General features: G+C 36.1%; 18 protein-coding genes. 3 read left to right on the top strand and 15 right to left on the bottom strand.

The genetic code is table 11. The annotated features are described in order from the left end of the window. Positions 1 to 2: 2 nt before the first annotated feature. The 11 genes from AC6I0I_RS04815 to AC6I0I_RS04765 form a co-directional block, all read right to left on the bottom strand. Complete coding sequence (locus tag AC6I0I_RS04815) at positions 3 to 1,190, bottom strand: cation:proton antiporter (protein WP_161831681.1); 1,188 nt, start codon at positions 1,188 to 1,190, stop codon at positions 3 to 5. Between the two features lie 122 nt (positions 1,191 to 1,312). Next, positions 1,313 to 1,876, bottom strand: a complete 564-nt coding sequence (locus AC6I0I_RS04810) for a chromate transporter (RefSeq protein ID WP_161831680.1) — start codon at positions 1,874 to 1,876, stop codon at positions 1,313 to 1,315. Further along, entirely contained in the window at positions 1,876 to 2,418 is a 543-nt protein-coding gene (locus AC6I0I_RS04805; protein ID WP_161831679.1) for a chromate transporter, read from the bottom strand. Before AC6I0I_RS04805 ends, AC6I0I_RS04810 begins: the two co-directional genes overlap by 1 nt. A gap of 114 nt (positions 2,419 to 2,532) precedes the next feature. Then, positions 2,533 to 2,751 (bottom strand): hypothetical protein, encoded by a 219-nt coding sequence (locus AC6I0I_RS04800; protein ID WP_161831678.1) that lies wholly within the window; start codon positions 2,749 to 2,751, stop codon positions 2,533 to 2,535. A 385-nt stretch (positions 2,752 to 3,136) separates the two neighbouring features. Beyond that, positions 3,137 to 3,601, bottom strand: coding sequence for a hypothetical protein (locus AC6I0I_RS04795; protein WP_262953724.1), 465 nt, complete (start codon positions 3,599 to 3,601; stop codon positions 3,137 to 3,139). Beyond that, positions 3,598 to 4,206, bottom strand: coding sequence for an ATP-binding cassette domain-containing protein (locus AC6I0I_RS04790; RefSeq protein ID WP_262953723.1), 609 nt, complete (start codon positions 4,204 to 4,206; stop codon positions 3,598 to 3,600). The genes AC6I0I_RS04795 and AC6I0I_RS04790 overlap by 4 nt, the downstream gene beginning before the upstream one ends. Then, positions 4,203 to 6,155 (bottom strand): bacteriocin-associated integral membrane family protein, encoded by a 1,953-nt coding sequence (locus AC6I0I_RS04785; protein ID WP_262953722.1) that lies wholly within the window; start codon positions 6,153 to 6,155, stop codon positions 4,203 to 4,205. Before AC6I0I_RS04785 ends, AC6I0I_RS04790 begins: the two co-directional genes overlap by 4 nt. Positions 6,156 to 6,215: 60 nt before the next feature. Then, a complete protein-coding gene (locus tag AC6I0I_RS04780) occupies positions 6,216 to 6,566 on the bottom strand; it encodes a mediterrocin family bacteriocin (RefSeq protein WP_262953721.1) in 351 nt (116 codons plus the stop codon). A 221-nt stretch (positions 6,567 to 6,787) separates the two neighbouring features. After that, a complete protein-coding gene (locus AC6I0I_RS04775; protein WP_262953720.1) occupies positions 6,788 to 7,705 on the bottom strand; it encodes a manganese-dependent inorganic pyrophosphatase in 918 nt (305 codons plus the stop codon). Between the two features lie 196 nt (positions 7,706 to 7,901). Next, a complete protein-coding gene (locus AC6I0I_RS04770) occupies positions 7,902 to 8,816 on the bottom strand; it encodes an alpha/beta hydrolase (RefSeq protein WP_161832937.1) in 915 nt (304 codons plus the stop codon). A 147-nt stretch (positions 8,817 to 8,963) separates the two neighbouring features. Continuing rightward, on the bottom strand, positions 8,964 to 9,722 hold the full coding sequence (locus AC6I0I_RS04765; protein WP_237659002.1) for an FG-GAP repeat domain-containing protein: 759 nt from the start codon (positions 9,720 to 9,722) through the stop codon (positions 8,964 to 8,966). Between the two features lie 607 nt (positions 9,723 to 10,329). Here AC6I0I_RS04765 and AC6I0I_RS04760 point away from each other — a divergent pair. The 3 genes from AC6I0I_RS04760 to AC6I0I_RS04750 all read left to right on the top strand — a co-directional run bounded on the left by AC6I0I_RS04760 (position 10,330) and on the right by AC6I0I_RS04750 (position 12,978). Beyond that, on the top strand, positions 10,330 to 11,520 hold the full coding sequence (locus tag AC6I0I_RS04760) for an IS701 family transposase (protein ID WP_161832744.1): 1,191 nt from the start codon (positions 10,330 to 10,332) through the stop codon (positions 11,518 to 11,520). A gap of 178 nt (positions 11,521 to 11,698) precedes the next feature. After that, entirely contained in the window at positions 11,699 to 12,295 is a 597-nt protein-coding gene (locus tag AC6I0I_RS04755) for a transposase family protein (RefSeq protein WP_497993658.1), read from the top strand. After that, positions 12,229 to 12,978: an ISL3 family transposase gene (locus AC6I0I_RS04750; protein ID WP_338506721.1), complete on the top strand. Its 750-nt coding sequence runs from the start codon at positions 12,229 to 12,231 to the stop codon at positions 12,976 to 12,978. Before AC6I0I_RS04755 ends, AC6I0I_RS04750 begins: the two co-directional genes overlap by 67 nt. Before the next feature lie 96 nt (positions 12,979 to 13,074). On the opposite strand, the gene AC6I0I_RS04745 is transcribed toward AC6I0I_RS04750, so the two are convergent. The 4 genes from AC6I0I_RS04745 to dxr all read right to left on the bottom strand — a co-directional run bounded on the left by AC6I0I_RS04745 (position 13,075) and on the right by dxr (position 22,058). Then, positions 13,075 to 17,661, bottom strand: coding sequence for a PolC-type DNA polymerase III (locus AC6I0I_RS04745; RefSeq protein WP_161832177.1), 4,587 nt, complete (start codon positions 17,659 to 17,661; stop codon positions 13,075 to 13,077). A 622-nt stretch (positions 17,662 to 18,283) separates the two neighbouring features. Further along, complete coding sequence (gene proS, locus AC6I0I_RS04740; protein ID WP_161832178.1) at positions 18,284 to 19,546, bottom strand: proline--tRNA ligase; 1,263 nt, start codon at positions 19,544 to 19,546, stop codon at positions 18,284 to 18,286. A gap of 92 nt (positions 19,547 to 19,638) precedes the next feature. After that, a complete protein-coding gene (gene rseP, locus AC6I0I_RS04735; RefSeq protein ID WP_161832179.1) occupies positions 19,639 to 20,886 on the bottom strand; it encodes an RIP metalloprotease RseP in 1,248 nt (415 codons plus the stop codon). A 14-nt stretch (positions 20,887 to 20,900) separates the two neighbouring features. After that, positions 20,901 to 22,058 carry a 1-deoxy-D-xylulose-5-phosphate reductoisomerase gene (gene dxr, locus AC6I0I_RS04730; RefSeq protein WP_161832180.1) on the bottom strand — a complete coding sequence of 386 codons (1,158 nt, stop codon included), beginning with the start codon at positions 22,056 to 22,058 and terminating at the stop codon, positions 20,901 to 20,903. Position 22,059 lies beyond the last annotated feature (1 nt).

Here is a 22,059-nt window from a genome sequence, read left to right as displayed (position 1 = left end):
ACTTATTTATGCCTTCTATGTTTAGGTTTGAAAACCCAATTTAGAAAAATAGGGGTCATGACGGTCGTTACAACAACCATTAATACCACAGGAGCAAAAAATGCTGTTCCCATTAGTCCAACTGCCGCCCCTTTACTTGCAACAATTAGGGCAACCTCCCCTCTTGAAACCATTCCAACACCGATTTGCAAGGACTCTTCTTTCGAATAATGACACATTCTCGCACCTAAACCACAACCAATAATTTTAGACACAATCGCAATCACAACGAGCAAAATGGTAAACCAAAAAAACTCATGATTCATTCCTGTCAAATCTACCTGAATACCGATACTTGCGAAAAAAATAGGGGATAATAACATATACGAAATAATTTCGAACCGTGAAGTAATATAAGGAACACAGGGCGAATTCGATAAAATGAGTCCTGCAATAAAAGCACCCGTTATATCGGCAACCCCAAAAAACTCCTCTGCGCAAAATGATAATAACAAGCAAAAAACAAAGGCAATAATCACAAATCGTCGCATATCCTTGTGATAGCCTTTAACCCAATGACTATACACACGGTAAAAGATAATACCCGCTCCAATTGCAAACACGAAAAAAAGAACAATCTTCCCCAATACCATACTGACGTTGACTGAGGCATCTGCACAACTCGTTACAATTGTCAATGCAATAATTCCTAAAATATCATCAATAATAGCCGCCCCTAAAATAGCGTTCCCGGCCCGTGTATTTAAACAACCTAATTCTTTTAAGGTTTCCACCGTGATACTCACAGAAGTTGCTGTTAAAATGACCCCCATAAAGATATTTTGTAAAATGACATTTGCCTCTTCGGGACCACTCTCGTGATTATAAAAAGAAACAAGTAAAAATCCAAGTAAAAGTGGGACAAGCACCCCAAATAGGGCAATAATAAACGATGCCTTTCCTGTCTTTTTCAACTCGGATAAGTCTGTTTCAAGTCCCGCCGTAAACATCAAAACAATCACACCAATTTCAGCAACCTGTTTAATAAAATCCGTTTCATGTAAAACATTTAGCACCGCAGGTCCGAGAAAAAGCCCCGCTAATAACGCCCCTACCACCTGTGGCATTGAGAATTTCTTTGTAAGTAAGCCTAATATTTTTGTACTAAGTAAGATAATAGCGACATCGAATAAAAACTTATACGATAACATCTGTTTCACTCCAATCCCCTAAAGAAAGTTACTCTCTTCCGTTTATTACATCTTTCCTTTTATTTATATGCAATAAAAAGGCATCATCAGAACCTGACGATGCCTTTTTATTAATCTTTGATCTATAAGCCCATTAAAATACCAACAACGGCGCCTAATGCGATAAAGAAAATAGGATGTTTATTGATTTTTGTTGTCATAAAATACATCACTATAAACAATAACGCTGCTTTCCAGTTTAACAAATCAACGACCTGATGGGTAATTTCAAATTGATCGAGCGTTAAGACTGCTATTTTAAAAACTCCAAATCCAGCCACGGCAATAAGCCCAGCTACCGCCGGACGAAGAGCATAAAAGATTGCTTGCACCACTTGGCTTTTTTTAAACTTATTTAAAACATGAGCGACAATAATAATGACAATAACAGACGGTGTGACCAGTCCAACGGTTGCAATGATTCCACCTAAAATACCAGCGGCATTAAATCCTGCGTATGTCGCCATATTAATTCCAATAGGCCCCGGAGTTGATTGAGAAACGGCAATCATATTTCCTAGCATAGCCTCATCAAACCACGTATATTTTCCCGCTAATTCTGATAAAAAAGGTAAAGTTGCTAGCCCCCCACCTACGGCAAATAACCCAATCTTAAAAAACTCTAAAAACAATACTAAATATGTCATTAACGATGTTCCACCTTTCTTCCTTTAACAAATAATCCGATGAGGGCAGCAGCAACCACGATAAAGACAGGTGAAATATTCGTTAAAATTCCAATTAAAATCGTCAAAATGGCAATGAGCAGACAAACTTTGTCTACTACCGCTCCCTTCCATAACTTAATCACCGCTGTAAGAACTAACACACAAACAGCAACACGTATTCCATTAAATGCATGCTGAACAAGCGCAATTTCTGCAAAAGACTGTAAAAACGCAGCTAAAACCATAATAATAACAAGCGAAGGGAAAACAACACCTGAAGTAGCCACAATCGCCCCTAAAATTCCATGATGTTTATATCCAATAAACGTTGCGGTATTCACAGCAATAATCCCTGGGGTACATTGTCCCACGGCATAATAATCCATGACTTCCTCTTCTGTCACCCATTTTTTTGTTTCAACTACTTCCTTTTGTAACATTGGAAGCATGGCATAGCCGCCACCAAAGGTCAAACCTCCAATACGACAAAACGTCCAGAATAAATCAAAATAATCCTTCATCTCTAAACCTCCAAAGCAAAAATTTATTTCGTTGTCTACTCATTTTATAGTCTTTTAACCTCTATTTTATACGGCTTTCCCGTTAAGACTTTCATCAGTTAGAACATAAAATCCTTACTTTTGAAATAAGTAACCAACAATCCCTCCAATTAACACTCCGATTAATTTCATCCATCCAAGATCTAACTCACTGACATTAAACCCATGTGAAACAAGTGATATTAATAAAGTAGAAATAACAAGCCCCCCGATCACACACCGTGACATGTAATCCTTCGTTTCACTTTGTTTATGTTGATCCCTCCGCTTTTTTATTAGTCGTTTACTCTCCAAATAAAATACCTCCTGACAGGTAAATAGATAATTAAGAAACGAAACCATTATAAGCGATATTCCTCAATCTGTAAATATGACAAAAAAAGACACTTAATGAAAACGCTAATTATTTTCATTTTTTATCTTAAGATCCCTTTTTCGACATAGAAAACCACTTACTTATGATCGCCCTGCCTATCCATTGGTGGGGGATTGCCACGATGGTTTTAATCATTCAAAAACTAGTTTTCAATAAAAATAAAAGGAGTCTAGCCCCTCAAGACTAACTCCCTTCAATTCAATGGATAAAAGTTCTACACCTCTCCTCTTATAAAGAATTTTTTGAAGCGAAAAAGGGGACTAAGGATTGGAGTTATAACACGTAGCATCCATTGATTGACGGCTACAGCCCCCATTCCTCTTTTGCAAGCTCACGCATGTAAACAAGCTCTGCATGATGTTGTTCTAATAATTGTTCAACAGTTTCCCGTTCATCGGATAGAAATTGATTTTTCTTCGTCTCTAAATAATTCATATTCTCATCAACGTAGACCTCATACCCGATTCCTTGATCAACAAGCGTCACACCGTATTCTTTTATTTCTTTAGCGAATAACCCAGGCCACATAATAATTGCTAACGTATCCTCTAAATTTCCGATTGCTACATTTCCTGTGAACTGAGGATACTTAGGTAAAGATACCGTATACTGTGCTTGATCCGTTGTTTTGCCATAGGCCGTAAAGTATAAATCATACCCTTCACAATAAGGTTCATATGCTTTTTGATTCACATACCATACCCCATGAAAAATAAGTAGACTAACAACAATTATCCCAATAACTGCATAGACTTTTTTTAACTTCATAACTCAATCACCCGCTCTGCCATTCTCTTTATTTTTTCATCATGTGTCACTAAAATAATCGTTTTCCCTTCTTGATGAAGTTCCTTTAAAATCTGCATAATCCGATTAGCATTTGCCTCATCTAAAGATCCTGTTGGCTCATCCGCTAAAATAATTTCACTTTGTTTAAAAAATAGGCGTGCTAATGCCACACGTTGTTGTTCCCCACCAGATAATGTATATACTTTTTGCTTTAAAACTCCAGAAAGTCCCACCCGTTTTAACGCTTCTTCCATCGTTAAGTTCGTGCGATCTTGCTTACGAATAAGCTTTAAATTTTGTTCAACGGTCTTGTTTTCAACAAGCGCAAAATTTTGAAATAAAAAACCAAGTTTTTTTTGGAAATATTGCATCCTTTGTTTAGGCGTCACAATCGCTTCCCCATCAATCAATAATTTTCCAGAATCAAACGGCTCAATCATCCCAATCATATTTAATAACGTTGTTTTGCCGCAACCACTTACTCCCGAAAAGCAAACAAATTCACCAGATTCTATTTTAAAATTAAAGTTTTCAAATAAAACACGACCTTCAAATCGCTTACTTAATTCAATCCCTTCAATCATATCCGCTCCCCCTTTAAAATGGATGCCATTTTTAATTTTTCTAATTGCTTTGTCTTATATCCGATATAAATCAGTTCAATCACGGTTAGAAAAAGACTCAATCCTATAAAGTAAACGTCTATTTCTATCAATAAGAACTGACCAATAACCATTGCCAGTAAACAACTTATTAATGAAAGAAGTAGTGTTAACCCCACTAAAACTTTTTCTCTTTCAAACAAACTATACCCGAGTGTCTTTTTTAAAACCATTTCCATCGCTTTAAAGCTATATTCTAGCCGTAATACAAATAAAATCATGACACACTCAAGGGCAATCATAAAAATGGACAATAAGGCTGTTAATTTCATACAACGCTTAGCCATCGCCCAATTATACTGATACAACTCATACACATTCGTTTTCTTTAAAATTTGATTTTGTATTCCATAATCCTTAATAAATTCGGAGAATTCCTCATCAGATATATCATACATCACATCATAAGCATAATAGATCGCATTTCCGGTTGGGTCATGTTGAATCGTTGTTTGATTTAAAATGATAACAGGATTTTTTGAATAATGACTGCGATACGTATACATCGGGTCACTAATTCCAAGTAAGCGCACCTCTTCCTCATACGGAATAAACTCAATCAACGACAAATCGGTAAATGCCTCCCCTAAATACATTCGTAGCACCATTTGAAGATACGCTTTAAAACTCGCCTCTTGTTTAATCGATGAAGGGGTGAGAATATAAACCTTCTCCTCCGTACATTGACTTAAAACATCTGCAATCGGACTATTTTGCTTAAGCAACTCATGTTTTGTTTGCTCATTAATTAAACGAACCGTGTGCTCTTCATCTGATAAATCAGCATACATCAAACTCCGATTTTCAAACGTCTGATGAAATTTTTGAATAATCTCACTCGTTCGCTCCCCCGTTAAATCATCTTCTAACCGATAATTAATCTGATAATAAGCATAGTCTTCGTGTGCTTTAAAAAAATCCCGTTGCTGATAATAATCATACCCTTCGACAAAAACAATTAAATTTAACGTGATTAATAACAGTGTAAGAACAAACGTCATAGCTTTTATGCCATAACTCACGAAAAGTAAGCCTTGACCATTTACATCTTTTGCTAAATCTTTTTTTAGCTGATATCTCAAGCTAAACAGCCATAACACACCATTCAGTATCAAAAAGACGGCTAACATCCAAAAACTTAATGTAGACATAAACGTAACATTTGAAACCTTAGATAATAAAAGACTTCCAAGGGCATAACTCCCGCTAAAAACAAATGTATCTGCTAAAATATTTCGCCAAACCAATTGACGAATATCCTCACCTAGCATGTAACGCACCATTCGTTCTTTTTTACTAATTAACATTTCATAAGAGGACATGAGTAAAATAATCGCAAAACTTCCACCCCAAACAAGCACTAAATTCGCTACCGTCTGTTGATCAGAAGAGTAAAGTTTTGGCATCCCCCCCGAATATTTATCAACCAACTGGGTTTTAAAGGCTCGTAATGTTTCAACATCTTCTCCGATAAAATAACAAGATTTCATCTTCTTAATATCAAAAAATTCAGTAATCGGTCGTAACATGACCTCCGTTTTTCCAACAAATAAACTATCATATTCTTGAGTTTTAATTTGGCGATTCTCTAAGCTTTTTAATGCACCTTCTGTTCCATAAATCTTAATTTCCTTTTTTATATCCGATGTTATCTCACCATCTACAAAGAAAAAATCTACATCATAATGTTCGGCCGCTTCTAAAAAATCTGAAATAATCTCTGATGCCTCGGAAGTCGTCTCCTCAAAGACGAATGTTGCTTGATAATAGCTTTCTTGAAATTGATCTAAATGGAAAATAAATAGCTCCCCAGTAAAAATCAAACTCATGGCAATCAAAAGAATCCCAATGAGGTATTTCACCCACTTCACCCGACACACACCCTTCCTTATACACTAAAAGTGCGAATATAACATTCGCACTTTTTCATCTTACCATTCACAACTATAAATCACCGTTTGTCCAGAATGAACCACTTCAAGCTTTGACCATTGACCGCCAAAAGAAGACCTAGAAGTATGAGCCCCTTTTCCATTTTGAATTTTAGCATAATGGCTTGCTGACGGATGATAGGCATACGCCGTATCCTCATTAATTAAAACAGTATTATATCCATACTGCAATTTACTTCCATTACTTCCGGTAGCCGTTTTTTCCCAAGCACTCGTAAAATTGCTAGTTACCGTTTTAGATACTGAACCTGCATGGGCCGTCAACCCCACACCACTTCCTAAAGCTATAACAGTCATTAATGCTAATCCATAGTTTCCGATTTTTCTCATTTCCTAACCTCCATCTTAAATTTTTTAGTTATAGAGTCGTCCTCATTCATCTCTATAACTAAAACCTATCATAGAAACACCCTCATAAATTGTCATTTTATACCTTTTATGATTTAATTTTTTTATTTCATCCTCTAAAAGGAAAGTTTTCTATTCACAAAAATAAAAAACACCCTTCAATCCCTAGAGACTAAAAGATGTTTTTTACTTTATCTCACTAATTAAGCGATGCGATCCATTACAGGAACGATTTGTTTTTTACGAGAAACAACCCCTTCAAGTAACGTTGTATTTTCTGTTAATTCAACGTTGAAAGCTTTCTCAACAATATCTGTACGCTCACCTAAAGCAATAATTTGTGAATTACTATTTAAAATATCTGTGATCACTGCAACAAATAAATTTAATCCTTTTTCATCGATGATTGATTTCATCTCAGCTTCTAATTCTGCTTTACGTGTCATCATATCCTCGATACTTACGACGTTAATTTGTGCAATTTCAACAGTTGATGCTCCCATTGGGAATACTTTTGCATCGATTCCTAATAATTGACCTGCTGTTAAATCTGAAAGATCTGTTCCTGCTTTTAACATTTCAAGCCCATAAGTTTCCACTTCAAGTCCAGCAATTTCTGCAAGCTCACGGCAAGCTTTTTCATCTTGTGGCGTGCAAGTGGGTGATTTAAATAATAAAGAATCTGAAATAATCGCACTTGCCATTAACCCTGCCATTTTAGCATCGATTTCAACGTTATTTTCTTTATACATTTTATATAAAATCGTTCCTGTACATCCAACTGGCTCCGCACGATAGAATAAAGGTTCTGATGTTTGGAAGTTCGCAATACGGTGATGATCCACTACCATTTTAATTGTTGCTTTCTCAATTCCAGTTGCACTTTGATTAAATTCATTATGGTCAACTAAAATCACTTCATCTGCTTCCGTTACACCATCAATTAACTCTGGTGCTTCAACAGAAAAATAATTCAAAATGTATTGTGTTTCTTTATTTAATTCACCTAAACGGCAGGCTTTTACATCCATCCCTAATTTTGTTTGTAAATCCGTCATGACTAATGTTGACGTAATTGAATCCGTATCAGGATTTTTATGTCCGAAAACTAATGTCGTCATTTATTCATTCCTCCTTCTAAAATTTCACTCCTTTTATTTTACACTATCTTCACCTTAAAATTCAATTTTTAAAATAACATTTTAATCTCCAATAAAAATTAGAACCCTCCCGCTAAATAATAATTTCTTAACCTTCCAATAGATGGTTACATAAATGAAGGCTATAAAAAAACGGATAAACTAAATTATCCGTTTTCTATATAATTTCATTTAACCACGTTGTAATTTGAGAATAGACCTGGAATTTTTCTCGTTCATTTAAAATTTCATGTCTCATCTTTGGATATAATGTGTATTGAATATCTAAAAGTCCCGCTTCTTTCATCGCCTCATAGGATTTAAGAACCATTCTTCCATACCCACCAACAGGATCATCTTCTCCAGACAACATAAGAACCGGTAAATCATGTGGCATTCGCTTAATATTTTCCCTATTCGTCATGTATAGCAATCCGGTAAATAAATCTTCAAACCCCGCGGCAGTAAAAATAAAACCACATTTTGAATCTTCACAAAAGGCTTTAACTACTTCATCATCATAACAAATCCAATCACTTGACGTCTTTGCCCCTTTAAGTTGGCGATTAAAAGATCCGTAAGAAAGTTGATAAATTAACATACTACGATGTCGGGATCCCTTTAATTTCTTTATTAATTTTGCAGCAAATTTTCCTAGTTTTAATTGATAGGACGGTTGATGTGCCGTTCCCGTTAAAATTAAACCATTAATCGTTTCTCCATAATCAATCGCGTAATGTCTAGCTAAAAAAGACCCCATACTATGACCAAGCATCACGATTGGCAAGTCTGGATGTTGGGCATGAATCAAATCATTAATGACTTTTAAATCTTCGACCATATCAAACCATCCATTGGTTTCACCAAAATACCCATAATCCTCCGGATTGAGGACAGATTCTCCATGTCCTCGATGATCATTCGCGTACACCACATACCCTAATTCGAGTAAATAGCTAATGAACTGCTCATAACGTTTGGCATGTTCACATGAACCATGCACTAATTGAATGACTCCTCGTGTCCGAACCTCTGATTGTGGCTCGTAAACATAAAGTTCTATATCAAACCCATCTACCATTTGAACCTTCAAGAAAATGGCCTCCTTCGTCTTACATACCTATAATGTACCATAATTCTATAAGGAAACCAACTCCTAAAAATTCGAAATAATTTCATTTTTACCTTTTAACATCAAATGATTGATTTTAATAAAGCCCAGTCAAAAACAAGATTGACATCATTTTATATTTCCCTGTTCACCAATCACCATATCATAAGGAATAAACTTCCCTTCCTGATAAGTTAAATAAATCTCAATTACCCCAAGATGATCCACCATTGCAGTCCCAATAATGACTTGCGAAGATAAAAGACTATAGGCCCCTTTACCTCGTGGCGTCATAATAGGAGATAATCCACCTAGCGGAAGAACTTCCCCTTCTACCCCTTCTCTAGTTTTTCCCTCGCTATCATAATATTTTTGTAAAAATTCTTTATTTTTAAAAGATAAATTGAGTTCATACGTTTGATTAAGCGTATCATTTATGACTTCTACCTGATAATGATCTAAAAATCGAACGCTCCATTCGTATAATTGGTTTAAAGACTGATAATCAAGCAATTGTACAGGCGTTTTATCTTTAAAACTATAAATATAATAATAATTAATATTACCACTTCCACCCGAACTAATTGAGACATAAATATCAGAAATCTCATCTTGATTAAAATCACCTAAAAACAAAGCACTCCCATATCCCCCATTTAGGTCTAAAACTTGCTCAGTCACCTCATTTGTAACCCCATCGACGACCGAAATAGTAATCCCCTCCTGATAAATGGCATCCGGGCTTTTTTTATGTCCAGTTAAATATACAAAATCGTCTATGCCATCTCCCGTTACATCTCCAATCTTGCGATCAAACGTACATATTTGCTCTTCCTGGATAACCATCTCAATTGGTGGGGGAGTCACCGCATCTATAAACATCCTCATCAAATCCTTTCTCATCTTCCATACCATGTTAACAAGAAAATTACCCTCTTCGAAAAATGCCAATCCTACAATCACTCTAGGTGATAAAGTAAAAAATGATGTTATTTTACGGAAGAGAAGAACTTATTTCCTCTTAGAAGTGTGCTTCCCTTTCACACCTTACCTCATGTCATTATAGCAATGGCTTAAAAAGCGCAACAACATTTGGCCTCCTCTTCGAATATAAAATGTCTTTCTTATGCCAATCATTCCTCTGTTTAAGAGCACCGTCACTTCTCCTTTTCTAACCTAGAAAGACAAGTCTTATTCCTTGAAAACAACTGTAATTTTATATAGATTTAGTATGCGCCACTTTAATCCATTTATGAGTCTTCTTCCTATCTTAAATAAAAAAAAGAGGTCTTTTATTGGTTCTATAATATTTAGTGTTGCTGATTAAGCAGCACTTTTTTCATAGGATAAAAAAAGGTTCTATAACTATTAATGTGCAAAACTACTTCCAATTAATTTCCAGCTATAAAATACCAGTAAAAAAAGAAAAAACATTAACTTAAATCCCTGTATAATTAAGTCTCCTACAACCAATTAACGAGGGGGAATTAAGTTAATGTTCATGGATAGTATTATATCAGATTCAAATTCAATTTTCAAATTTTTAAAACAACTTGATTTAGATTTATTCTTATCTAAACCTCAGTTTAATCATGTTAACCAGTTTCTAAACTTGATGATTCAGGAAAATTATCAGGGGAAAATCTCTGCCGTTAAACACTGTCATCGGACAAGTTTTGGACGATTTTTAACGGATAGTCCTTGGGATGAGGAGGCGATCAGTCACCAGATTCAAACCTATGTTTTATCCTGTATCTATCAGCGTTCTTATCAAACTCAACAACCTATTTACGTGATGGTTGATGATACGACTTGTGTTAAAACTAAACCTTCGTCACGGGCAACACATCCTATTCAAGGATGTAGCTGGCACTTTTCTCATCTTCATCATCAACACGTTTATGGTCATCAATTTGTCGCCTTGATGCTTCAATGTGAGGATTTAATTCTTCCTTATCAAATCATTCCCTATGAAAAAGAGAAACAGAGTAAAATCGAACTCGTTCGAAGAGCTCTGATGGAATTACCCAAACCTCCCTATAAAGGCTATGTCTTAGCGGATAGTTGGTATACGTGTGAAGCTCTCCTTCAAACGGCTAAGCAAGTCGGGTTTCATTATTTAGGAGCGATTAAAACGAATCGAATCATTCTTCCTAAAGGTTACCGTCCCAACGGAATTCAACTGAAACAATTTGCGAAAACATTATCCCTTCATGATCTCGACTTAGTGACCGTCGGATCTGAGCGTTATTATACGTATCTATATAAGGGACGAATAAGAGGGGGACATGTCGTCCAAATCATTTTAAGTTGGCCCCAAACGGCTCCTTTGGAAGAAAAAGCTTTACGTTGTTTTATGAGTCATGATTTGAAAATGTCTGCCAAACAACTACTTAAACACTATACTAAACGTTGGCCTATTGAAATTTTCTTCCGAGAAGTGAAGCAAAATTTCGGAATGGGGAACTATCAAATTCGAACTTTACAAGGGATTAAACGATTGATGTTAATGATTCAATTCGTTTACCTTTATTTAAAACGAATAACGTTAAATAATCGTTGTTTGGGTGACAGTTTACGCCAGTGTCAACGAAAGCAAAAACAAGAATTAGTGAAATTAATTTATCATAAAGCTCAAAAAGGTGTGGAATTAAAAACCATTTTTGAAGAGTTGAAAATTGCATAGGGTAAGTGTATTTTCATTCCTTGGAAAATTTTTCTTAAAAATTGCACATTAATAGTTCTATAATATTTAGTGTTGCTGATTAAGCAGCACTTTTTTCATAGGATAAAAAAAAGAGACTTCAAGTCTCAATCCTGTTACAATGTTATCGACTAAAACAATATTGAAAGGATAAGATTTAATGTCTCACTCATATTTTACTAGAAAACTTTTAAATATTAAAGATAAAAATATTACATTTTCAGAAGATTATCTTGAGGAAGTGAAGTTGAACGGAATTACTAGCTTTATCTTTAAAGGTATTCTTACGTATCAACCGACTCATTGTCAAAAATGCGGAACCCTATTTGATTCAAAATTTAAGAAGCATGGATTTAAAACCTCTCGAATTGTCATTCCAAAAGTCTCTCTTCACGATACCTACTTAGACCTAAAAAAACAGCGTTATTATTGTGGGCATTGCCAGTCTACTTTTACACTAAGTACTTCAATTGTTGAAAAGAACTGTTACATTTCTTATCATACGAAACACGCCATTGCTTTAGAGGCCCAAAATAAAATTTCTGAATGTGATATCGCACGTCGCCATCAGGTCTCTCATTCAACCGTCAATCGAATCATCCATAGCTTTTATGAATCTCAAACCTTAATTATTTACCTGAAAATCTCTGTTTTGATGAATTTAAATCCGTTAAGTCTGCTGAGGGGCATATGTCTTTTATTTTTTGCGATGCTGACTCAAAACAAATCATCGATATCGTTGAAGATCGTCGTTTAAACTCCCTTCAAGCTTATTTTAAACGATACACAAAGGAAGCACGTCATCGAGTAAAAAATATTGTGATTGATATGTACGCTCCTTACATCAGCCTCATTAAGGATCTTTTTCCTCATGCCCAAATTATCATTGATAAATTTCATCTCGTTCAACATCTCTCTCGTGCACTGAACAAAACTCGAATCCGATTCATGAAAAAGTTCAAAAAGCATGGTCGTAAATTCAAACGTTATTGGCGCTTATTTTTAAAATCTCACGCTTTACTTAATACCACCACTTATCGATCAGTTTACTGCTTTAAACAACCCATGCGTGAAATTGATATCTTAAACTTTCTACTTGATTTATCTCCTGAATTAAAAGCAACCTATGATTTATATCAAGAGTTACTTTTCGCTCTTCAGACAAAAAACTTAAAACGATTTAATCATTTACTCGAAACGGAACATCCGCTTGTTTCTCCTGAGTTTCAAACGGCTTTCCAAACCTTTAAAACTTATCAATCCTATATTAAAAATACACTCTCAACTCATTACACAAATGGTCCCATCGAAGGAATTAATAATAAAATTAAGGTCATTAAGCGTATTGCCTTTGGATATCGTAGTTTCTATCACTTTAAATCTCGTATTCTCATGGTTCAAAATCTAACAAAGCCTAAAACGAAAATCCTAGCAGCATAGCTACTAGGATTTCGATTTGAATTTTCGTTGTAACAGGTTACAAATTAATCAGCAACACTATTTGACAAAGAACCCTTTTATTAGACCTCTTTTTTGTTAAAATAATGTCATTTGATTGCTTGGTGGACGTGAAGCTGATTTGTTTGGCTTATCCGTTCCAAGTTCCATATCACCAAAGACATTCATCATTTGCATTTTTTCAATCAGCGTTTTAGAAACTTTCCCTCGAGTTTGAACATCCTTAATCGTTTTAAAGGGCTCCTCTTCTCTTGCAGCTACAATTTGTCTAGCCACGTTTTCCCCCAATCCATCCAACGCTGTAAATGGAGGGATTAATGACTTTTTATCGTCAGAAATTTTAAAATCAACGGCCTGTGACTCTTCTAAATTAAAGTTTTGAAAGTAAAAACCGCGTTCTGTCATCTCTAATGCAATTTCAAGTATAGTAACTAAGTTTTTTTCCTTAGGTGTGGCCTCAAATCCCTTTTCATCAATTTCGTCTAAACGTTTTCTAATAGCATCTGGCCCCTTCATCATCGTTTCAATTTCAAAGACATCCGCACGTTTTGAAAAGTACGCACAATAATAATAAATAGGATGATGAACTTTAAACCATGCAATTCGAATTGCCATTAAAACATATGCAGTAGCATGGGCTTTTGGGAACATATATTTAATTTGCCCACAAGACCAAATATACCATTCAGGAATATGATGCTTGCGCATCTCTTCTTCAAACTCTTTCCATCCGTCTGGCACCTTACTCGCCATCCCTTTACGCACAAACTCCATAATCTTAAACGCCAGAGCGGGTTCTAAGCCACCATACATTAAATAGACCATAATATCATCACGACATCCGATAACATTTTTAAATTCAATCTTGCCAAACTTCTCGTATTTCCCAGACACTAAATCGGCTGCATTATTCAACCATACGTCCGTTCCATGAGAAAGACCTGAAATCTTAACTAACTCCGCAAACGTTTTAGGCTTCGTATCTTCAAGCATATTGCGCACAAAAGGAGTTCCAAACTCCGGAACGCCATATGACCCCGTCGTTGAACGAATTTGCTCTGGTGTCACCCCTAATGATTCCGTGGAATAAAATAATTTATAAACTTCTGGGTCGTCGGTTGGAATGTCCTTCGGATCTATTCCTGAAATATCTTGTAAATAACGAATAACCGTCGGATCATCGTGCCCAAGTATATCAAGTTTTAATAAATTGTCATGAATAGAATGGAAGTCGAAGTGAGTAGTTCGCCATTCCGCCGTTGGATCATCGGCAGGATACTGAATTGGTGTCACATCATAAATATCCATATAGTTTGGAACAACAATAATCCCTCCCGGGTGTTGCCCCGACGTTCTTCGCACACCCTCGCATCCTTTTGCTAAACGTTCAATTTCAGCTGTACGCATTTGATGATGCGTATCTTCTAAAAATCCTCTTACATATCCAAATGCTGTTTTTTCAGCGACGGTTCCAATCGTTCCGGCACGGAAGGCAAAGTCATCACCAAATACCTCTCTACAATACAGATGGGCAACCGGTTGGTATTCTCCTGAGAAATTTAAATCGATATCGGGAACTTTGTCTCCCTTAAATCCAAGGAATGTCTCAAACGGAATATCATGTCCATCTTTTCTCATCTTCGTGCCACAATGTGGACAATGTGCATCTGGCAAATCAAACCCCGACTCAGCATTAGCTAAAATCTCCTGAAACTGTTCTTCCTCCGGACGAATTCCGTAGCGATGTTTTTCATCTTCGTTCATTTTAAAGGCCGAAAAAAGACAGTTTGGGCATCGATAATGCGGAGACAACGGATTAACCTCCGTGATATCCATTAAAGTGGCTACAAACGATGACCCGACCGATCCACGAGAACCAACTAAGTAGCCGTCATCAAGTGATTTTTTTACAAGCATGTGAGAAATATAGTAAATAACCGCAAATCCGTTCCCGATAATACTATTTAGTTCTTTAATCAACCGATCAAGAACATACTGTGGCAATTCTTTACCATACCATTCATAAGCTCGTTCATAACACATTTCACTTAAACGGTCTTTAATACTTGGAATCCCCTTATCTTTAAGGAAATCATCTGCCGGTGTAAATAATTCATCTTTAATTGCCTTAATCATTTCACACTGATCGGCGATCATATTTGGATTAATCACAATAATTTCTTTCTGTTTCTCTTCACTTAAAAAGTGAAAATCGTGGTACATTTCATCCGTTGTTCTAAAATGCATACTCGGGATCGATTTTATATCTGGATGATTAAGTGGATGACGCCCTCCCCCAATTGCTGGTGTTCGCGTATATATTTGACGATAAATTTTATCATCACGATTTAAGTGGTGAACATCTCCCGTTGCACAAACTGGAATGTTCAACTCCTCCCCTACTTTAATAATTCGCTCGATGGTCTTTATAATATAATTTGCCATCTCCTTTGAGTTCAAATCAATTAAATGGGAATATACTTCCGGTGGTTGAACTTCTAAATAATCATAGAATTTCGCCTTTTCCTTTAACTCTTCATAAGATTTATTTAAGGCTGTTTCAAAAACCTCACCATTGACACAGCTACTCCCAATAAGTAGCCCTTCTCGATGGGCCTGTAAATAACTACGGCGAATACGAGGTTGCCCATACAAATCGTTTGTCATGGACTGAGAAACAATTTTAAATAAATTTTTAAATCCTATCTCATTTTTAGCCAGGATAGTCACATGCGTTGAATAATCCAATTTAAATGAACTATCATCATCAACTAATTGATTAATTTGATCATGCGTCTTAATCCCTAGTTTCATCATATCCTTTAATAGCAAAATAAAGGCTTGACCTGTCGCACGCGCATCATAAATCGCCCGGTGATGTTGCGTTAACTCTACTTTAAAAAATTTAGATAAAGCTTTTAAGTTAAATCGTTTCATTTTACGCTTAAACTTTTCATCAATAAGGGCATCTGTCGCATAGTTCCAATAAACACCATATTGATGATGATACATGACACGGGCAGCTGCTAGTGTGTCAATCACAGGATTTTCACAGTCTCCTAAATTAAATCGCTCATATGTTGCCTGTAAGTGCCCCATATCGAATGAGGCATTATGCGCAACTAGAATACAACCTTCTGACCATTCCTTAAACCTTCTCATCACATCCTCAAGCTCAGGGGCCTGATCAACATCACTTTGCATAATATGCGTTAACTCAATGGTTTTTAGTGACAGTTTTCGATGAGGATTAGCAAAGTCAGAAAACTCATCAATAATTGATCCATTATAAATTTTTACTGCGGCAATTTCAATAATCACATCATAATTAGTCGAAAACCCTGTCGTTTCCACATCATATACGACATATGTCGCTGAGTTGAGTGAAATATCTTGTTCCGCCCAAGCGATTTTAGGGCGATCTTCAACAAGGTATCCCTCAACTCCATAGATAATTTTAATATCGTTCTTTTTGGCTGCATGATAGGCATCTGGAATGGCCTGAACGACTCCGTGATCGGTCAAAGCAATTGCTCGGTGCCCCCATTTTGCTGCCTGGCTAATATAAGACGAAATATCAGTCACTCCGTCCATCGCACTCATCTTCGTATGGACATGCAATTCCACACGCTTTTCACCCTCAGGTGCTAAATCTTTTCTTTCTTCAACCTTAGCATCAATAAGATTCGCAGCATTGACCATCATGCACAATTCCTTTGAAAAAGTATCAAATTGAATTCTCCCACTGACACGAACCCAGTTTCCCTTTTTCAAAATCTTTGGGACCATTTTCTTTGTTTCATCCGATTTTGCAAACATTTTAATATAAATAGAGTCCGTATAGTCAGTAAATTTAGCAGTTATTAACAGCATCTCACCATTTCTAATATCGCGGGTTTCTGCATCAAAGATATAACCTTCTAACACACACCGACTCATTTCATCATCAATATCTTTACAGTTCATCGGATTCCCTGTAATAGGTCCACCAATCGATGTCTCAGTAACTTCAGGTTCTTTTCGCGAATAGCCTCCTCGTCCTCCTCTAGCTCCTCCTTCATTTCTAAAGGTTGGGCGTTGCGGATTAGGTTCAGTCTCAACACTCTTTTTCACCTCTACGATTGGAGGTAAGGAAGTCTCCCTTCTTGTCAAAATTTCTGCATCAGAAAGAGCATCCTCGGAATAGATAGGACACACTTCTTTTATTGGAAAGCCAAACTGTTCAAATCCACGTTGAATTTTTATCGCGTACTTTTCTTTAATTTCTTGATAATCACGAGCTTCCTTTACTGCAATTTGTAGCTGATCACCTACAACGGTTGCTTTAAAACTTTCAAGACAGCGTATCAATAAATCTTGCCGACTTAAATATTCAATCATTAATGGCCAATACTCCAAAATCTGTTCATCACTCGGACGGCTTAAATAACGAATCGTAAAGCTCGCATGATTAATGGTTGAAATACGACCAAATGTATTTTCAAAATGGGAATAAAACTCATAAAAAGCGGCTGAAACCAATGGTGTATCAAAAGTTAAATGAAAGAGCAGTTCCTGACGTTTTCTAAAAACATCGACTTTTTCAATGAGCTTATTATCGAATAAAAAAAGTTGGTGCTCTGGATATTGAATTTGTTCTAACAAAATTTGCATCTGTTTTTGCATGCGGGGATCCCCCTTTTCTATCTAAACACACAGTCTATATCTACTATATATTTCTCCTATCATCAGATAAGAGACGTCAGATGGTAACTCACCACCCATCATAACTAATCCATTCTATCACTGTTTTCAAATTATTTCATCATCTAATAGAACTGATTTTTTCATGTTTCATTACCATAAATATTTTTTACTTTTTATACCGTATTCATACGATCACATGACCATACACATTAAGTAAAAGCTCTCCTATCACTTATGTATAACATTTCTTCTAGTAGTAAATCATTCAAAAAATTCCTAATTGTATAAATACGACACATGTATCATAGGGCCTATCAGCTTTCATTTAAAAGAAAATATTCTTTCGTTCCTTATATCTTTTTAGGCACACTGCCTTTGACTGAGTCTTTCCGTTTTTTCGATACAAGCCTTAGTTTCAGCTTTATATTACAAAATAGCGACAAATAGCCTTCTAGCCTCTTCAGAGACTCGAATGGTATGTTGGAAAATTTAAGTGCATAAAAAGACACCAAATTGACTTCCATATCCTAATTAATTCCTCATATCAGGCTACTTGTATTAAAATAGCCGATAAAAAAAATTCTCTCAGGGAGAGAATTTTTTAAGCTAATTCCTGATACTTTTCCTTAATAAATGATACAAGTTCTGTAACCTTTACTTCAAAAACTTCACCAGTCTGTCGAATTTTGATTTCCACTAATCCATCACTAATTCCACGACCAACTGTCACGCGAATCGGAAGACCAATTAAATCTGCATCAGAGAATTTGACACCTGCACGTTCTTTACGATCATCTAATAGTACTTCAAATCCAACAGCTTTCAAGTCTTCATAAATTTTTGTAGCAGCGTCTAACTGCTCAGCTTTCTTAACATCAACTGGAATAACATGAATATCAAATGGAGCAATCGACTTCGGCCAAATCATTCCATTCTCATCATTATTTTGCTCAATCACTGCCATCATCACACGGCTAACACCTATTCCATAGCATCCCATGATAATAGGTTGTTTCTTTTGATTCTCATCAAGAAAAACAGCATTCATTGATTCAGAATATTTTGTTCCTAATTTAAAGACATGTCCAACTTCGATTCCTTTTGCATGATCTACCACACCGACACCATCTGGTGATGGAGCACCAACTGGTAAATCTGCAACTTCAATATTTGCCGCGAATGATCCTGTTGTTGAATACACAATTGTGTCTTCTCCAACTTCAGCTAAAGCCATAAACTCCGCTGATTGTGATCCACCGATTTGTCCACTATCCGCTTCTACCATTCTAAATTTTAATCCACAACGATTAAAGATATTAGTATAAGCCTGTACAAATTTATCATACGTTTTATCTAAAGATTCCTGATTTGCATGAAACGAATAGGCATCCTTCATAATAAACTCTCGACCACGCATTAATCCAAAACGTGGACGTGCTTCATCACGGAACTTTGTTTGAATCTGATAAACGGTTAATGGTAATTTTTTATATGAATTTAAATAATCACGTACAACATCTGTAATAACCTCTTCATGTGTAGGTCCTAACGCAAATTCACGGCTATTACGATCAGTTAATCTCATCAATTCAGATCCATAAACAGACCAACGTCCCGTCTCGTCCCATAATTCTTTTGGTTGTAACGCTGGCATTAATAACTCGTTTCCATCAATCGCATTTAATTCTTCGCGAATAATCGTTTCAATATGATGAAGTGAACGCTTCGCAAGCGGTAAATAAGTATAGACTCCAGCTGCAACTTGTTTAATAAATCCAGCACGCAATAAAAATTGATGTGAGCGAATCTCGGCATCACTTGGTACTTCACGCAATGTTGGAATAAACATCATTGATTGTTTCATGTTTTATCCTCCTACAAAATTAAAGATATTTTTACATCCTTAACTTCTTATTTTTTTCATTATCGCATCTTTTCGACCGCTTTTCAATCCTTTTATGCATTAATCAGGCGAATAACATCATTAAACGTCACATAAATGAATAATCCGAAGAATAAAAGTAGTCCCGCCATATGAACATACCCTTCAACACGACGGTCGATTGGACGCCCAATAAGCGCCTCAATTAAAACAAAAACGATTCTTCCTCCATCTAAGGCCGGTAAAGGTAGTAAATTCATAATTCCAATATTAACACTTAAAAAGCCAATCCATATTATTAGCGAAGTTAATCCAAAGGTTGCAATGGTAGATGTCATCGTATAAATTCCAACAGGTCCTGATAAATCATCAATCCCGGCCTCTTTTGTAACAAATAACATTTTAAATGTTTGAAAAATTGATACAAATGCTTCCTTCATTTTAAATACCGCATAGTTAAAACCCGATAAGAGAGATTTTTCATATTCTGTAGAAACCCCAATTGAAGTACTTATTTGCCCCCCATTTTCACTAATTTGAGGGGTAAGCTCTACCGTCTTTGTCTGTCCATCTCTAATGTACGTCACCGTTGTTGAATCCTTGGTAGAAGAAATAGCCTGGGTTAATTCCTCCCAATTTGCTACGGAGTGATTGTTATAAGAAATAATTTGATCACCCGCTACCAATCCGGCCACCTGAGCAGGAGAATTTTCAACAACTCCTCCTAACCTATTTGATCCAGTTGGCATTCCTACTGCAAGACCCACAATAAAAAACAGAACAAATGCTAAAACAAAATTCATTGTAGCTCCTGCGGCCATGGTCGCAAATCGAGCCCATTTTGATTTTGACTCTAGGCAGCGGTCGTACGGGGCAATTTGCTGTACACTTTTTTCAAGGATATAATTTGCATCATGATCAACATCATACCTTTGCACTTCGCCACCTTCTAATGTCAAAGTGATACTTAATGCCTTGTATAAATCTAACTCCTTAATTGTCCCAACGACTTTCTGATTCGTAGGATCTAGAAATATCTTATTAACTTTTCCATTTTGATCAAACTCTAACCCGACGACTTGATCAACCTTAACGATCTCTTTCTCGGCCTCTTCGCCTGCCATTGAAACGTATCCCCCGAATGGGATTGCGCGAATAGAATAAGTCGTTTCACCGCGCTTTTTACTCCATACAAGCGGTCCCATTCCTATTGAAAACTCGTGACATAAAATTCCATAATGTTTTGCAACTAAAAAATGTCCTAGTTCATGAACAAGGATAATAACCCCTAAGGCTAAAATAAAGCTTAAAATTCCTATCATCTATCCATCCTCCATTATTCATACTTTTCAGTTATTATACGACGTGTGTTTTTATCAATCTCTATAATGTCCTCTAAAGCTGGACGATCAACCTTGTGGTGATGTTCCAAAGATTCATATACAACTTTCTCAATATCTAGAAAGGAAATTTTATCTTTTAGAAACAAATCAACGGCTGCCTCGTTTGCCGCATTTAAAACCGTCGGACAACTTCCTCCTTCATGTCCAGCCTCATAGGCCATTTTCAAACAAGGAAAACGTTCAAAATCCATTTTTTTAAACTCTAACATGCCTACCTCTTCTAATTTTAAAGATTTAGACTGTTTTAAATCAATTCGCTCGGGGTAACTCATTGCAAATTGAATAGGAATACGCATATCTGGGGTTCCCAAATGAGCAATAATACTTGTATCCTCAAACTCAACCATGGAATGAATAATACTTTGTCTATGGAGAATCGTTTCAATTTGATCATATGGTAAATCAAACAACCAATGTGCTTCAATGACCTCTAATCCTTTATTCATCATGGTTGCAGAATCAATCGTAATTTTGGCACCCATTGACCAATTTGGATGATTTAGAGCCTGTTCACGGGTTACTTCCTTCAACATTTCCCGTGTGTAATCTCGGAATGAGCCACCACTTGCCGTAATAATAATTTTTCTTATTGCCTTTGCATCCTCCCCCTGTAAACATTGATAAATTGCAGAATGTTCACTATCGACGGGTAACAACTTCACTCCATATTTTCGAGCCTTCTCCATCACTAAATGACCCGCAGTAACAAGAGTCTCCTTATTAGCAATTCCAATCGTTCTACGCATCTCAATTGCTTTTAATGTTGGCAATAACCCAACCGCCCCCATAACAGCTGATAAAACAAAATGCTCATCACCAGCAACTGCATCGTATGTTGCGACATTTATTAAACCTTCATCCCCAAATCCAAACTCCACTTCTTTATATTGTTCAGCCAACTGCTTAGCGGATTGCTCACTAATAACAGAAACATAGGCCGGTCTGAATTCATTAATAATCTTTTTTGTTAACTCAATGTTACGCCCCGCGGAAAATGCAACTAAACGGAACTTATCTGGATGTTGTCGAATCACATCTAGTGTCTGTGTACCAATTGAGCCTGTTGCTCCTAATAAATAAATATTTTTCATT

The organism is Turicibacter sp. St.80E1, assembly GCF_059728495.1.
This window is presented reverse-complemented; position numbering and strand designations above follow the sequence as displayed.

Coding starts and splice junctions, on each gene's coding strand:
- AC6I0I_RS04815 (WP_161831681.1), bottom strand. CDS start 1,190: ATGTTATCGTATAAGTTTTTATTCGATGTCGCTATTATCTTACTTAGT.
- AC6I0I_RS04810 (WP_161831680.1), bottom strand. CDS start 1,876: ATGACATATTTAGTATTGTTTTTAGAGTTTTTTAAGATTGGGTTATTT.
- AC6I0I_RS04805 (WP_161831679.1), bottom strand. CDS start 2,418: ATGAAGGATTATTTTGATTTATTCTGGACGTTTTGTCGTATTGGAGGT.
- AC6I0I_RS04795 (WP_262953724.1), bottom strand. CDS start 3,601: ATGAAGTTAAAAAAAGTCTATGCAGTTATTGGGATAATTGTTGTTAGT.
- AC6I0I_RS04790 (WP_262953723.1), bottom strand. CDS start 4,206: ATGATTGAAGGGATTGAATTAAGTAAGCGATTTGAAGGTCGTGTTTTA.
- AC6I0I_RS04780 (WP_262953721.1), bottom strand. CDS start 6,566: ATGAGAAAAATCGGAAACTATGGATTAGCATTAATGACTGTTATAGCT.
- AC6I0I_RS04775 (WP_262953720.1), bottom strand. CDS start 7,705: ATGACGACATTAGTTTTCGGACATAAAAATCCTGATACGGATTCAATT.
- AC6I0I_RS04765 (WP_237659002.1), bottom strand. CDS start 9,722: ATGAGGATGTTTATAGATGCGGTGACTCCCCCACCAATTGAGATGGTT.
- AC6I0I_RS04760 (WP_161832744.1), top strand. CDS start 10,330: ATGTTCATGGATAGTATTATATCAGATTCAAATTCAATTTTCAAATTT.
- AC6I0I_RS04755 (WP_497993658.1), top strand. CDS start 11,699: ATGTCTCACTCATATTTTACTAGAAAACTTTTAAATATTAAAGATAAA.
- AC6I0I_RS04750 (WP_338506721.1), top strand. CDS start 12,229: ATGTCTTTTATTTTTTGCGATGCTGACTCAAAACAAATCATCGATATC.
- AC6I0I_RS04745 (WP_161832177.1), bottom strand. CDS start 17,661: ATGCAAAAACAGATGCAAATTTTGTTAGAACAAATTCAATATCCAGAG.
- proS (WP_161832178.1), bottom strand. CDS start 19,546: ATGAAACAATCAATGATGTTTATTCCAACATTGCGTGAAGTACCAAGT.
- rseP (WP_161832179.1), bottom strand. CDS start 20,886: ATGATAGGAATTTTAAGCTTTATTTTAGCCTTAGGGGTTATTATCCTT.
- dxr (WP_161832180.1), bottom strand. CDS start 22,058: ATGAAAAATATTTATTTATTAGGAGCAACAGGCTCAATTGGTACACAG.